We start from the raw sequence: 13,907 nt of genomic DNA, 5'->3' as shown, positions 1-13,907 counted from the left end.
GGCTAACCCGGCGTCCTGCCGGGTTACCCACGGATCAATGCCTGCGTGCGGCCATCGTGGTTAAAGGGGCCTGTAAGATCAAAATCAAAATCAAAATCCAGAGCCAGAGCCAGAGCCAGAGCCAGAGCCAGAGCCAGAGCCAGAGCCAGAGCCAGAGCCAGAGCCAGAGCCAGAGCCAGAGCAAACTTTGGCCTGGCGGCCTCGTCCTCCTTCCGTAGGAGCTGGCTTGCCAGCGAAGGCGTCAGCCGGATCAATGCATGTCTTGCGGGCCTCTTCGCCGGCAAGCCGGCTCCTACAAAAAGCGCGTAAAACGCGCTTGGCTTTTGATCTTGATCTTGATCTTGCTTTTGATCTTCCTGCCCCTTCAGGAGGCCGAGTGCAGGCATTGCGTAGGGGGCAGCTCGGCATGGATGCCGAGCTAGCCGCCCCAGGCCATGGATGGCCTGTGGCGGCGTGCCCCCGGAGCAATGCCGGAACGAGGGAACGCCGAGCCTAGGCGAGGGGCCGGATGCGGGGGCAGGAGCCCTTTGGTTACTTTGGGGCTTTTCCAAAGTGACTCGCTGTAAGAGCGAAACCAATAGCCGCCACACCCGCAGCAATGGATATATCCCCCCAAAAAGCCGCAACCCCAGCTTTACGCCCGCTGCGCGGTCGAGCGGGAGCAAGCTCCCTCGCCACAAATAGGGCCCACCGAAAAGTCCTACAACACGCGTCGAATTGCATCACCTTGTCGCTAAAGTGCTCTGCCTCTATGGTCTGGCTTGTCATTGCAAACTCAATGACAGGGCGTAGGAACCCTTCGATAACCCTTGGCGCATAAACGTCCCGTCTGATTGCGGAGCATTTGTCGCATCCGTAAGATCATTCGCGGCGGCTGTGCGCGGGCACGCTTAGGCGTGGCCGAGTCCAAGGGTATTCGGTATTCCTACCCCGCGCGCGGCTGCCACCCAAGCCCGTAGGAAGGCCGTTGGCAGCTCTCATGCCTACCCGGAGCTCAATCAAATGAAAAAGGTCAAAGCCAAGAAACCTGAAACCCTTGCAACACCGGATGATGCTCAGCTGATGCCCCTCACCAGCAACGACTACAACATCCCCACCCTGCTGGTAGACACCCAAGCCCCCCTGGACGCCCTCCACGAAGCCGCCGCCCACCGCATCCGCGCGGCCACCCAACTGCTGGAAAACATCGCCAGCCACGACAACCTCAAAAGCAACCCCGCCCTGCTCCAGGACTTCGCCCAACTGTGCGTCATCCCCCTGCGCGACGGCTGCGACCTGCTGGACGTACTCGGCCGCCGCCTGCAGCAACAACTGCTGCCCTGAGCCCGACACAACAGCATCCAGCAGGGCCATCAGCCTTGCTGGAACGGCCCCGCGCCTCCTTGCCCAACCCCATGATTGCAAAGGGACATTAGCCCATTTGTGCTAATCGACCCTCTTCCACCCCGGCGCTATAGTGCCCGCCAACCACTCGCTCTTCTCAACACCGCCGCCCAGCGGCGTGGGGAGCGGCTGCGCCGTAGAAAACACAACAACAGCAAGGAAGAAACATCATGAAGCGCCACTCCAGCCTCCGCCCCCTCACCCTGCTCAGCATCCTGGCTCTGGCCCTGGGCGGTTGCGCCATTGCCAAACCGAGCAACGACGACCTCAAGAACCGCGCCCAGACCACCCTCGGCAAGCCCGTGACCACCGTCAGTAATGTTCGCAGCGACGCCTCCCAGACCTACTTCACCGCCAGCACCAGCAACGGCGAATACAACTGCATACTGCCCAGCGGCGGCATGGTCGCCTTCGCCAGCATGGGCGGCGTGGTCGCGTTGCCCGCCGAGTGCACCAAGCAGTAAGCGAAAGGTCCTGATCATCGGAGTTCGCGGCGTCTGGCTGGCCTGGCGCAACCACAGGCCAGCGTCGCGCGAACACGACCATTCCCTGCAAAGGTCCTGAGCTGATGAAATCCCCTCTATTCAAGGTGGCAGGCATGGCCCTGCTCGCCTGTACCCTGGTGGCCTGTGCGCCGCGCCCTGGGCGAACCCTGGCCGACTACCCGCCGGTGAAAATCCCCGAGGTGCAGTACCCCACTACGCCCTTCGACACTCAGGCCGCGCTCGCCGCCCTGCAACCCGGCACCGCAACCCTTACCGGCAAGTTCTGCATCGTCGGCAACGACGGCATCGAGGACAGCCGCAATGTCGAGATCTATCTGTACCCGGTCACTCCGCACTTGCAGGCCTGGCATGACTTGCGCGCGTCCCAGCCCAAAGGCGCACAGGTGAGCATGGCGCCCGAGGCGGTGGCGGTGCACCGGGTAACCAGGACCGACGGCAATGGCATCTTCCAGTTCCGCAACCTGCAACCCGGCCGATATTTCGTCCAGGGCAGCGACATGGTGTACGGCACCAGTCGCTGGAATGAGTACGTGGGCACCGGCCAGAGCAACACCAATTACGGGCCAGTGACCACCCACTACTACACCGAGCGCAGTTCGATCTCCTCCTCCAGCGGCATGCTGGACGACTTTGTCGAACTGGCCGGTGGCCAGGACAAGAAGCTGACCATGACCAACTACCCGCTGCTTATCCCGTGCCGGACCTGGTAGTGGCCTCGGCCACCGCAGCCCGGTGAGTGGCGGCCGTTGGCATATCGCGCAGGGCGCGCAAGGTGGCGCGCAACTCCACCGGGCGCACCGGCTTGGACAGGATGGCGATATTGCGGTCGTGCAGGGCCGCATGGATTTTCTCGATGTCGTGCCCGGTGATGATCAGCGCCGGCACCTCCCAACCCCGCTGCTGGCGGATGCTGTCGATGCATTCGATGCCCGAGGCGCGGGTGCCCAGGTCATAGTCGGCGACGATGATGTCGCAGTCACTGCGCAGATCCTCGGCCGACGACTCGGCCTGCACCACGCAGCCCCAGCGTTCCAGCAACGCCGAGGTGGCCAGCAGCACGTTGCGGTCATCTTCCACCAGGCAGACCTGCAAACCGCTGAGCAAGCCGTTCTGCCGTGCCTCGTCGCGGTTGCGCAGGCGTTGTGGCGCAGCCTGTGGCAAGCCGTGCAGGGTCACCGCGGTGCCGCGGCCGACCTGTGAGCGAAGCATCACCTGCAGATCGATCAACTGCCCCAGGCGCTTGACGATGGACAGCCCCAGGCCCACGCCTTCGACGTCCTTGTCGCGCAGCTGGCGCACCCGGTAGAACTCCTCGAAGATCCGCGGCAGATGCTCCTCGGCAATTCCCCGGCCCTGGTCGTAGATAACGATGGCCAGGCCCTGGCCACGCGGGCGCACGCCAATCAGCACCGGGCGCTGGGCGGCGTACTTGAAGCAGTTGGAGAGCACGTTCTGCACCATGGTCGCCAGCAACCCCGGGTCGGTCACCACCCAGTGATTGCAGGGGCGCAAGCGCAATTCGACCCCGGCCCAGCGCGCCGCTTCGGTGTTCTGGCGCACCAGGTCGGCCAGCAACTGCCCCAGGTGCAGGGTTTCGTACTTGGGTTGCACCCGGCCGTTGTCCAGGGTGTAGAGGTCGAGAATGGAGCGGAACAGCTGCGACACGTTGAGCAGCGAACGGTCGATATTGTCCACCAGGCGCCGCTCATCGACGCCCAGGTCGGCTTCGCGCAGGCAGGCGGTGAACAGGCCGATGGAGTGGATCGGCTGGCGCAGGTCGTGGCTGGCCTGGGCCAGGAAGCGCGACTTCTCCAGGTTGGCGGCAATCGCCTGTTCCGAGGCCAGCCGCGTGCGCTTGAGCAGGATGTGCGCGTACACCGGAATCACCGTGCTGGTGATCATCAGCATCAGCACCATGTAGGGTTGGGCCCGCCAATACGGAGTCAGCAGGTAGACCATGAACAGCGCGAACAGCGCCAACCCGGTGGCGATGGCCAGGTAACGCGAGCCGAAGCGCATGCCATTGCCCAGGTTGACCCAGACCATCACCGCGTAGATCGGCAACGCACCTTCCCCGCCCACCACCAGGCCGTAGCAGGTGCCGCTGTAGTCGTAGACCATGCCCAGGATGCGCCGCGCCGGGTAGTGCCCGGGCCAGCGGGCAATGGCCATGCGCAGCAGGATGGAACCCAGCATGAACAGCGAGATATAGATAATCACCGGCACATAGGGGTCGATGCTCTGCCCCGGCAGAAAGCCGATCACGCCGAACCAGAGCAGGGCGCAACCGGCGACGATGATCCGCAGGGTGGCCTGGTCGAGCTCGCTGTCCTTCTCAACTTTCATGCACTCGCCTCCTTGTGCAAGATGCGTTGCCATGGTCTGTTGCCGTTCTGCCCGACAGCCTGGCACACACGACCAGCGGCCAGTTACAGCGCCGCAGGCCACGTTAGCATGCTCACAGGACTGGATGTTTCAAGGAGTTTCAAACATGACCTGCCGGATTATCGTCGCCGACGACCACCCGTTGTTCCGCGAAGGCATGCTGCGCACCATCCAGCGTCTGTTGCCCGAGGCGCTGCTCGAAGAGGCCGGTGATCTCGCCGCCGTGCAGGCCCTGGCCCACGGCGGCGAGGAGCCGGATTCGCTGATTCTCGACCTGCACTTTCCCGGCCTGACCTCGGTCAGCATGCTGGCTGACCTGCGCCGGCAACTGCCACGCACCTCGATCATCGTGGTGTCGATGGTGGACAACCCGGAACTGATCGGCGAGGTGATGGCCGCCGGGGTCGACGGTTTTATCGGCAAGAGCATCAGCCCCGAGGAGATCGGCCAGGCGATCCTGGCCATTCGCCTGGGCGAGGTGGTGGTCAAGTACGCGCCTTCCGGCCTGCTGCGGCCCCTGGATGCCTGCGCCGAAGTCAGCCAGTTGACCCACCGCCAGCAAGAGGTGCTGCGGCTGATCGCCCAGGGCAAGACCAACAAGGAAATCGCCCGCGAGCTGGATATCTCGCCCTATACGGTGCGCATCCATGTTTCGTCCCTGCTGCATGCCCTGAAGGTGCCATCTCGCGCCGCGGCCGCGGTGAAGTTCGCCGGGACCTGGTAAACCGGGACAACACGCCGGCGAATTCCCCAGGGACAGTTCCCCACAACATCGGCGGTTAACGCTGGGAAGCCTGGCGCAAATCAGGCAGCATCGGTCCTGGCACGCCTGTATAAGCGCCATGGCATTGGGCGGCAGGTCAGGAACAGCGTGCTGGCGCAGCCGCCCCTCGCAGGAGAAAAACATCATGAATACGGATAACCGTGATGAGCTGTTTGAACGTTTGCACTACTGGTTCGGTGACTCGGAAGCCGCCAACTGGAACGAATACACCGCCGAGCAGGTGGCCAAGGGCGTGCTCCACGCCTTTACCCCTGCGCACTGGCAGCGGCTTGGCGAAACCCTGCTGTCGCGCCCCGAGTACTGGCAGCACCGCTGCGCGGTCTCCCTGGGCGAGTTGCGCAGTGCTCCGGCCATCGATCTGTTGAAACGCCTGCTGGCGGAGTCGCCCTACCTGGATGTACGGGTCATGGCCATCTACGAGCTGGACTGGTCGGAAGCGGCGATCGAGCCGCACTTTGCGCCGCTGATCCTGGAAATCATGGACAACCTCAGCGAAGAAGGCATGGAGCCGGAATTGCACAGCCTGCTGAGCAAGGCCGAGTCCGCTGCCCTGTGAAATACCCCCTGGATGGCCGGTCGATCGCGACCGGCCATCCTCATTCCTTCAACTCGAGACCCGCGAGCGCGACAACCAGCGTTCGAAAGCCTCGCTGGGCAACGGCCGGCTGATCAGGTAGCCCTGTACCGTGTCGCAGTGCCAGGCCTGCAGCAGCTTCAGGCAATGCTCGAACTCCACCCCTTCGGCCACCACCTTGAGCCCCAGCTTGTGGCTCATCTCGATGGTGGAACGCACGATCACCGCGTCGCCGCTGGTCTCGTCCAGGTTGCGGATAAATGACTGATCGATCTTCAACTCCTGCACCGGCAGGCGCTGCAGTTGCGCCAGGGACGAATAGCCGGTGCCGAAATCATCCACCGACAAGCTGATGCCGCAGCCGCGCAGCCGTTGCAGCACCGCCAGGGCCTGTTCCGGGTGGCGCATGATGGCGCTCTCGGTGATTTCGAACACCAATTGCTCGGCCGCCACCTGATAGCGCTCCAGGCACTGGCTGACCCGCACTTCCAGGTCGTCGTCCTCCAGGTCGCTGGCGGAAATATTCAACGACAGGCGCACCGGCAGCGCCCGGCGATTCCACTCCGCCAACTGGCGGATGCAGGCCTCGATAACCCAGGCCGTGAGGCTGGACATGCTGCCGGTGCGCTCGGCCAGGGGAATGAATTCCGCCGGCGAGACCACGCCGAACACCGGGTGCTGCCAGCGCAGCAGCGCTTCGGCCTGATGCAGGTAGTTACGGCGCAAGTCGAGCTTGGGCTGATACAGCAGGAACAGTTCGCCCTCGGCGGCGGCCCGTCGCAGGTCGCGAATCAGGCTGATCTGCCGCTGATGGGCCAGGTCGCGGTCCTGCTGATACACCTGCAGGTAGCCGGGCTGGGCCGAGGCATCGTGGCGGGCGATGGCCGCACGGCTGATCAGTTCCTCGGCGGATTGACCATCGGCCGGGTACACCGCCATGCCGATGCAGATCTGCCGTCGTACCTCGTCGCCCTGAATCGACTGCGGCCGGCTCAGCAGGCCATGCAGCCGATCGGCCATGACCAGCGCGCCGTCGAGCTCGATGTTCTCCAGCAGCAGGAGAAACTCGCTGGCAGTAATCCGCGCGGCGGTGTCGCCCTGGGACAGCACATCCCGCAGACGCTGGCTGAGCTCCCCCATCATCTGCTCCAGACCATCAGCGCCGAAGCCTTCGTGAATCGCCCGATAGTTGTCGATGCCCAGGTACAGCAGCACCACCCCTCGCCGGGCAGCAATGGCCTGGCTCAGGCGTTCGATGGCCAGGGCGCGATTGGGCAAGCCGGTCAGCGGATCATGCAGGGCGTTGTGCGCCAGTTGCCGCTCGCGGGTGGCGATGGCGCTTTGCATGGCATTGAAGGCATCGGCCAGCACCCCGAGTTCATCACTGCGCTTGACCGTCACCGGCGCCTGGTAGTTGCCGGCGCCGATCCGCCGGGCGGCCTGGGCCAGGTCCTCGAGGGGCCGCGACACCCGGCGCGCCATCAGCAGGGCACAGGCCAGGGACACCAGCAACGCCACCAGCGCGATCCACAGGAACTGCCGATCCAGCGGCGCGAAGGCCTGCAGCGCCTGCTCCAGCGGGCTTTGCAGCAGGGCCATGACCCGCGGGTCGTCGGCATCGCCGGTATTGGCCAGTTGCAGCGCCTGGTTGAGAAAACGCTGGCCACGGGTCTCGCTCAGTTGCGGCAGCGACTGCCACAGCGAATCACCCAAGGCCTTGATGATGGGCGACCAGAAAGACTCGCGCTGAGTGCTGATCAACTCCCCGGGTTGCTGGCCCTCGACGGTGAGAAACGACACTTCCAGGTTGCTCATGGAGCGCAGTTCCCGGGCGAAGGACTCGTCCATGGGAAAGCCCATCACCACCCGGGCAATGGGCAGCGGCCCCAGCACGTCACCCTGCACCAGCAGGTAGGGACGGCCCTCGATCGCCACGAACAGCATATGGGTGTTGTGCCGCTGGGCCCGACGCAGGGCCTGGTCATAGGGAAAATGCTGCTCGGGGGCGATCACCGGCAAGGTGCTGGCGATGACCCGGCCCTCGGGGCTGAGCACGAACATCTCGCTGGAACCGATACCGCCGCTGTGCTGCGCCAAAGCGCCAAGGATCTCCACCGGCTTGCCACTGAGCACCGCGCGGCGAAACTCGGAATCCCCCACTAGCCAGTCGACGCCGTATTGCAGGTTGCGGCCACGCAGGTCCAGCAGCCGTTCGAACACTCGGGTACCCACCTTCAACTGCAATTGCGCCTGACGCTCCACCGCCTGGGTGGTAGCAGTCTTGACCGCGAAATACACCGTCCCGATCAGCACCAACAGCAACAGCGCCAGCACCCCGACAATCCTTGCCTGAAAGGTTCGGCGCCACCTCATCGGGCGGCTCTCGACAACTCCACGAGCCTGCCGGGCGCTGCCGACGCCGAGGTGAATGAGCGCCACCGGGAGCTGAGAAATCCGTTCTTCATACCCATCCCTCTGAGAAGCTGAATGCGTGCGTCAAATAAATGCCAGTTTCATACCGACATGCCGGGCACTCAGATTAATCTTCAAATAACAGAAGATCACGCAATAAAACAGGTGATTTTGCAGTCATTTTATTGACAAGGCGGTTCAAGCAAAGGTTGCAAACGGGTGACCGATTCACCTGCCAAAGCCCAGAAAAGCCTCGCGCAGCCAGGCTTTGGAAGGGCACGCTCAAGGGCAAAAGCGCTGCTTGGAAACACCGCCCGCGGCCCCTGAAAAACCCTGAAACCAGCTGGCCATTGAAACCCGTCAAGACCTGCCCCATCTAACCGACATAGCCCAACGTGCAGGAGCCTTCATGAGCGATCAGCAAGAATTTCCCGACGACCCCCGTGACTACGTCGATCCGGAAAACGCCGAACACCAAGCGGCCCATGGCACCGACCTGGCCCTGCCCGGGCAGAATCTGCCGGACAAGGTCTACATCATCCCGATCCATAACCGGCCTTTTTTCCCGGCGCAGGTGCTGCCGGTCATCGTCAACGAAGAACCCTGGGCCGAAACCCTGGAGCTGGTGAGCAAATCCGAGCATCACTCCCTGGCCCTGTTTTTCATGGACACGCCCCAGGAAGACCCCCGGCATTTCGACACCGCCGCGTTGCCGCAGTACGGCACCCTGGTCAAGGTCCACCACGCCAGCCGCGAGAATGGCAAACTGCAATTCGTCGCCCAGGGCCTGACCCGGGTGCGCATCCGCACCTGGCTCAAGCACCATCGTCCGCCCTACCTGGTGGAAGTCGAATACCCGCACCAGCCCAATGAGCCCACCGACGAGGTCAAGGCCTACGGCATGGCGCTGATCAACGCGATCAAGGAGCTGTTGCCGCTCAATCCGCTGTACAGCGAAGAGCTGAAGAACTACCTCAACCGCTTCAGCCCCAACGACCCCTCGCCGCTCACCGATTTCGCTGCGGCCCTGACCAGCGCCACCGGCAACGAATTGCAGGAAGTGCTGGACTGCGTGCCCATGCTCAAACGCATGGAGAAGGTCCTGCCGATGCTGCGCAAGGAGGTCGAGGTCGCGCGCCTGCAGAAAGAGATTTCCGCCGAGGTCAATCGCAAGATCGGCGAGCACCAGCGCGAGTTCTTCCTCAAGGAGCAGCTCAAGGTGATCCAGCAGGAGCTGGGGCTGACCAAGGACGACCGCAGTGCCGACCTGGAGCAGTTCGAACAGCGCCTGGTGGGCAAGGTGCTGCCGCCCCAGGCGCAGAAACGCATCGACGAGGAAATGAACAAGCTGTCGATTCTTGAAACCGGCTCGCCGGAATACGCCGTCACCCGCAATTACCTGGAGTGGGCCACCGTGCTGCCCTGGGGTGTGTATGGCGCAGACAAGCTCGACCTCAAGCACGCACGCAAGGTGCTGGACAAGCACCACGCCGGGCTCGACGACATCAAGAACCGCATCCTAGAATTCCTCGCGGTGGGTGCCTATAAAGGCGAGATCAGCGGTTCCATCGTGCTGCTGGTGGGCCCGCCCGGGGTCGGCAAGACCAGCGTCGGCAAGTCCATCGCCGAATCCCTGGGGCGGCCTTTCTACCGCTTCAGCGTGGGCGGCATGCGCGACGAGGCCGAGATCAAGGGCCACCGCCGCACCTATATCGGCGCCCAGCCGGGCAAGCTGGTGCAGGCGCTGAAAGAGGTCGAGGTGATGAACCCGGTGATCATGCTCGACGAGATCGACAAGATGGGCCAGAGCTACCAGGGCGACCCGGCCTCGGCGCTGCTGGAGACCCTCGACCCGGAGCAGAACGTCGACTTCCTCGATCACTACCTGGACCTGCGCATGGACCTGTCCAAGGTCCTGTTTGTGTGCACCGCCAATACCCTGGATTCGATCCCCGGGCCGTTGCTCGACCGTATGGAAGTGATTCGCCTGTCGGGCTATATCACCGAGGAAAAACTCGCCATCGCCAAGCGCCACCTGTGGCCCAAGCAGCTGGAGAAAGCCGGGGTGGCGAAAAACAGCCTGAGCATCAGCGACAGTGCACTGCGCGCGGTGATCGACGGCTACGCCCGGGAAGCCGGGGTGCGCCAGTTGGAGAAACAACTGGGCAAGCTGGTGCGCAAGGCGGTGGTCAGGCTGCTGGAAGAACCGGACGCCAGCATCAAGATCGGCCCCAAGGACCTGGAAGCCTCCCTGGGCATGCCGGTGTTCCGCAACGAGCAAGTATTGAGCGGGGTCGGGGTGATCACCGGCCTGGCCTGGACCAGCATGGGCGGCGCCACCCTGCCGATCGAAGCCACGCGAATTCACACCCACAACCGCGGCTTCAAGCTCACCGGACAACTGGGGGATGTGATGAAGGAGTCGGCGGAGATCGCCTACAGCTACGTCAGCTCGCACCTCAAGCAGTTCGGCGGCGACGTCAAGTTCTTCGACGAAGCCTTCGTCCACCTGCATGTACCGGAGGGCGCCACGCCCAAGGACGGCCCCAGCGCCGGGGTGACCATGGCCAGCGCCCTGCTGTCCCTGGCCCGTAGCCAGCCGCCGAAGAAAGGCGTGGCCATGACCGGCGAACTGACCCTCACCGGCCACGTGCTGCCGATTGGCGGGGTGCGCGAGAAGGTCATCGCCGCGCGGCGGCAGAAGATCTACGAGCTGATCCTGCCGGAAGCCAACCGCGGGCATTTCGAAGAACTGCCCGACTACCTCAAGGAAGGCATCACCGCGCATTTCGCCAAGCGCTTTACCGACGTGGCCAAGGTGCTGTTCTAAGCCCCTAGACCTGCCAGCCGGCTCCTACAATGACCAACCCGTAGGAGCCGGCTTGCCGGCGAACAGGCCATACCGGCCAACCTCCATCCCGCCATCTATACACTCCGACATCTTCGGGTATGCTCGCCGTTCGTCACGAATGATCGGAGCTTCCTGACCCATGCCCGCTTCCCGCCTGCTTGTCCTGCTCAGCCTCGCCCTGCTTGGCGCCTGCGCCAGCCAACCCAAGCCCAACGTCACCGTGGAAAACCAGAGCCAGTGCCCGCTGCAATTGCACACTGGGCAAACCCTGACCCTGACCCTGCCGAGCAATCCCACCACGGGCTATCGCTGGGCGATCCAGGATTCTGCCGGCGGCATCCTGCGCAAGGTCAGCCCCGAGGTCTACAGCAACCCCGAGGACACTGGCCTGGTGGGCGCTGGCGGCCAGTCGACCTGGCGTTTCCAGGCCTTTGCCAGCGGCCAGGGCCGGCTGTTGCTGACCTACCAACAACCCTGGGCGCCGGAAGAAGCACCGGTGAAAGCCTTCGACTGCTCGATCAAGGTGAACTGACATGGGCTGGCTGATCCTTGCGCTGATGGGGGCCGCCACCTTTATCTACGGGGTCAGCGTGCATGCCACGTTGCTCTGCCTGCTGGTCAAGCCGTTGCCGGTATTGGCCCTGCTGGGCTGGCTGCACGATGCACCGCCAGGGGATTACCGCCGCTGGATCATCATCGGCCTGCTGTTCTCGGTGCTCGGCGATGTGCTGCTGGCCTGGCCCACGGACCTGTTCGTGTTCGGCCTCGGAGCGTTCCTGGTGGCGCACCTGGCGTACCTCAAGGCCTACCTCAGTGACTGTCGGCGCCTGGCGCTGCTGCCGCTACTGGTGGCCCTGGCCATTGGCGCAGGGCTGCTGGCAATCCTCATCGCCCATGGCCTGGGGCCGTTATTGGTGCCGGTAATCGTCTACGCCCTGACCATCAGCGCCATGCTCTGGCGCGCCCTGGCACGCCTCGGAACAGCGGTGCCCACACGCTCGGCAGCGCTGGCAGCCATTGGCGCCCTGAGCTTCGCCTTCTCCGACAGCCTGATCGGCATCAGCCGTTTCGTGCTGGCCTTCGACGCCGCGCCTTACCTGATCATCATTTTCTACTGGCTGGGCCAGTGGGGCATCGCCGCCTCGGCGTTCAGCCAGAAGTCGCGCTGAGCCGGCGGCAAGGGCCGCACCTTGTGTCGCCCTTGCCGTCCTGAAGGCCTTGCGGGCCTTATCGCAGCCGGCGTCAGCGGCTACAATGCCGCCCCTGTTTATTTCTCCATCGCCGGAACCGCCGTGAGCAAAGAACCCGATCGCCTATTCGCCCAGCCCCTGGCCCAGGTGCCCGACTTCGCCTTCAACGAGGACGTGGTGCGGGTGTTCCCGGACATGATCAAGCGCTCGGTGCCGGGTTACCCGACCATTGTCGAGAACCTCGGGGTGCTGGCCGCGCAGTTCGCCCAGCCCAATAGCCTGCTCTACGACCTGGGCGCCTCCCTGGGCGCGGTGACCCAGTCGCTGCGCCGCCATGTGCGCAGCGAAGGTTGCCGGGTGATCGCGGTGGACAACTCCACGGCCATGGTCGAGCGCTGCCGGGAATACCTCAACGCCCAGGACTCGATGTTCCAGGAGCTGCTGCCGGTACAGGTGGTCGAAGGCGATATCCTCGCCCTGGAGTTCCAGCCGGCCTCGGTGGTGGCGCTGAACTTCACCTTGCAGTTCATCGCCCCGGAGCAGCGCCAGGCCCTGCTCGGGCGTATTCGCCAGTCGTTGCTGCCCGGTGGCGCGCTGATTCTCTCGGAGAAGCTGCGCTTCAACGACAGCCAGGAACATACGCTGCTCACCGACCTGCATATCGCCTTCAAGCGCGCCAACGGCTACAGCGAACTGGAAATTGCCCAGAAGCGCAGCGCCATCGAAAACGTCATGAAGCCCGACAGCCTCGAAGAACACCGCGAACGCCTGCTGGCCGCCGGGTTCTCGAAAGTCGTGCCGTGGTTCCAGTGTCTTAATTTTGCCTCGTTGATTGCCTTGCCATGATTGATCTGTCCCCCCTCGCTCGCCGTATGGCGGGTACGCCCCTGGCCGAATGGGCCGCTGGCCTGCAAGCCCAGCTCGACGCCAAGCTGGAGAAAGGCCACGGCGACCTGGAGCGCTGGCAAAGCGCGCTGGATGCACTGCCGCAGATCCAGCCCAGCGAAGTCGACCTGCTCAACGGCCTGCGCCTGGACACCGACTGCGACGACGCCACTCGCGCGCAGATGCACAGCGCCCTGATGGGCTTGTCGCCGTGGCGCAAGGGGCCCTTCGACCTGTTCGGCGTGCATGTGGACACCGAATGGCGTTCGGACTGGAAATGGTCGCGGGTGGCCCCGCACCTGAACCTTGCAGGCAAGCGCATCCTCGATGTCGGCTGCGGCAACGGCTACTACATGTGGCGCATGCTCGGCGCCGGCGCCCACAGCGTGATCGGCGTCGACCCCAACTGGCTGTTCTTCTGCCAGTTCCAGGCGGTGCAGCGCTACCTGTCGCAGCCTGCGGTGTGGCACCTGCCGTTCCCCTTCGAAGACCTGCCGGCCAACCTGGAAGGCTTCGACACGGTGTTTTCCATGGGGGTGTTCTACCACCGCCGTTCGCCGATCGAGCACCTGCTGGCGCTCAAGGACTGCCTGGTCAAGGGCGGCGAACTGGTGCTGGAAACCCTGGTGGTGGAAGGCGACCGGCACCAGGTGCTGGTGCCCGAGGACCGTTACGCGCAGATGCGCAACGTGTGGTTCCTGCCGTCGGTACCGGCCCTGGAGCTGTGGCTGCGACGTGCCGGCTTCAGTGACGTGCGCTGCGTGGACGTGAGCCTGACCAGCGTCGAGGAGCAACGCAGCACCGAGTGGATGAAGTACCAGTCGCTGAGCGACTTCCTCGACCCCGAGGATCACAGCAAGACCATCGAAGGCCTGCCGGCGCCGATGCGCGCGGTGATTGTCGCCAGGAAATAAGCACAGCCCTCGGCCTACTTGTA

The 13,907-nt window shown here is 63.9% G+C and carries 13 protein-coding genes; 11 read left to right on the top strand and 2 right to left on the bottom strand.

Going from position 1 to position 13,907, the window contains the following annotated elements; genetic code table 11:
• From J4P02_RS29550 to J4P02_RS29535, 4 genes are all read left to right on the top strand, one after another.
• Positions 1–218 (top strand): hypothetical protein (locus J4P02_RS29550; RefSeq protein WP_426197091.1); only part of this gene is annotated, 218 nt, incomplete at its 5' end.
• Positions 219–1,002: 784 nt separating this feature from the next.
• The gene (locus J4P02_RS29545; RefSeq protein WP_426197089.1) at positions 1,003–1,323 is read left to right on the top strand and encodes a hypothetical protein; all 321 of its coding nucleotides are present in this window, start codon (positions 1,003–1,005) and stop codon (positions 1,321–1,323) included.
• Between the two features lie 230 nt (positions 1,324–1,553).
• Complete coding sequence (locus J4P02_RS29540) at positions 1,554–1,847, top strand: hypothetical protein (RefSeq protein WP_426197087.1); 294 nt, start codon at positions 1,554–1,556, stop codon at positions 1,845–1,847.
• Between the two features lie 104 nt (positions 1,848–1,951).
• Positions 1,952–2,599, top strand: a complete 648-nt coding sequence (locus J4P02_RS29535) for a carboxypeptidase-like regulatory domain-containing protein (RefSeq protein ID WP_426197085.1) — start codon at positions 1,952–1,954, stop codon at positions 2,597–2,599.
• Here J4P02_RS29535 and J4P02_RS29530 read toward each other — a convergent pair.
• Positions 2,577–4,235, bottom strand: a complete 1,659-nt coding sequence (locus tag J4P02_RS29530) for an ATP-binding response regulator (protein ID WP_426197083.1) — start codon at positions 4,233–4,235, stop codon at positions 2,577–2,579. The genes J4P02_RS29535 and J4P02_RS29530 overlap by 23 nt on opposite strands.
• Before the next feature lie 145 nt (positions 4,236–4,380).
• Here J4P02_RS29530 and J4P02_RS29525 point away from each other — a divergent pair, with 145 nt between their 5' ends.
• Positions 4,381–4,998: a LuxR C-terminal-related transcriptional regulator gene (locus J4P02_RS29525; RefSeq protein ID WP_426197081.1), complete on the top strand. Its 618-nt coding sequence runs from the start codon at positions 4,381–4,383 to the stop codon at positions 4,996–4,998.
• A 184-nt stretch (positions 4,999–5,182) separates the two neighbouring features.
• The gene (locus tag J4P02_RS29520) at positions 5,183–5,614 is read left to right on the top strand and encodes a HEAT repeat domain-containing protein (RefSeq protein WP_426197079.1); all 432 of its coding nucleotides are present in this window, start codon (positions 5,183–5,185) and stop codon (positions 5,612–5,614) included.
• 48 nt (positions 5,615–5,662) lie between these two features.
• Here the strand turns inward: J4P02_RS29520 and J4P02_RS29515 are convergent, their stop codons facing one another.
• On the bottom strand, positions 5,663–8,005 hold the full coding sequence (locus tag J4P02_RS29515; RefSeq protein WP_426197077.1) for a putative bifunctional diguanylate cyclase/phosphodiesterase: 2,343 nt from the start codon (positions 8,003–8,005) through the stop codon (positions 5,663–5,665).
• Positions 8,006–8,453: 448 nt separating this feature from the next.
• Between J4P02_RS29515 and lon the strand changes: the two genes are divergently transcribed.
• The 5 genes from lon to cmoB all read left to right on the top strand — a co-directional run bounded on the left by lon (position 8,454) and on the right by cmoB (position 13,884).
• On the top strand, positions 8,454–10,874 hold the full coding sequence (lon, locus tag J4P02_RS29510) for an endopeptidase La (protein WP_426197074.1): 2,421 nt from the start codon (positions 8,454–8,456) through the stop codon (positions 10,872–10,874).
• A 160-nt stretch (positions 10,875–11,034) separates the two neighbouring features.
• On the top strand, positions 11,035–11,427 hold the full coding sequence (locus tag J4P02_RS29505) for a protease inhibitor I42 family protein (RefSeq protein WP_426197072.1): 393 nt from the start codon (positions 11,035–11,037) through the stop codon (positions 11,425–11,427).
• A gap of 1 nt (position 11,428) precedes the next feature.
• Complete coding sequence (locus J4P02_RS29500) at positions 11,429–12,064, top strand: lysoplasmalogenase (RefSeq protein ID WP_426197070.1); 636 nt, start codon at positions 11,429–11,431, stop codon at positions 12,062–12,064.
• Between the two features lie 123 nt (positions 12,065–12,187).
• Positions 12,188–12,931, top strand: a complete 744-nt coding sequence (gene cmoA, locus J4P02_RS29495; protein WP_426197068.1) for a carboxy-S-adenosyl-L-methionine synthase CmoA — start codon at positions 12,188–12,190, stop codon at positions 12,929–12,931.
• Entirely contained in the window at positions 12,928–13,884 is a 957-nt protein-coding gene (cmoB, locus tag J4P02_RS29490; protein ID WP_426197066.1) for a tRNA 5-methoxyuridine(34)/uridine 5-oxyacetic acid(34) synthase CmoB, read from the top strand. The genes cmoA and cmoB overlap by 4 nt, the downstream gene beginning before the upstream one ends.
• Positions 13,885–13,907: the final 23 nt, after the last annotated feature.

Source organism: Pseudomonas sp. NFXW11, assembly GCF_049887815.1.
Classification (GTDB): domain Bacteria; phylum Pseudomonadota; class Gammaproteobacteria; order Pseudomonadales; family Pseudomonadaceae; genus Aquipseudomonas.
This window is presented reverse-complemented; position numbering and strand designations above follow the sequence as displayed.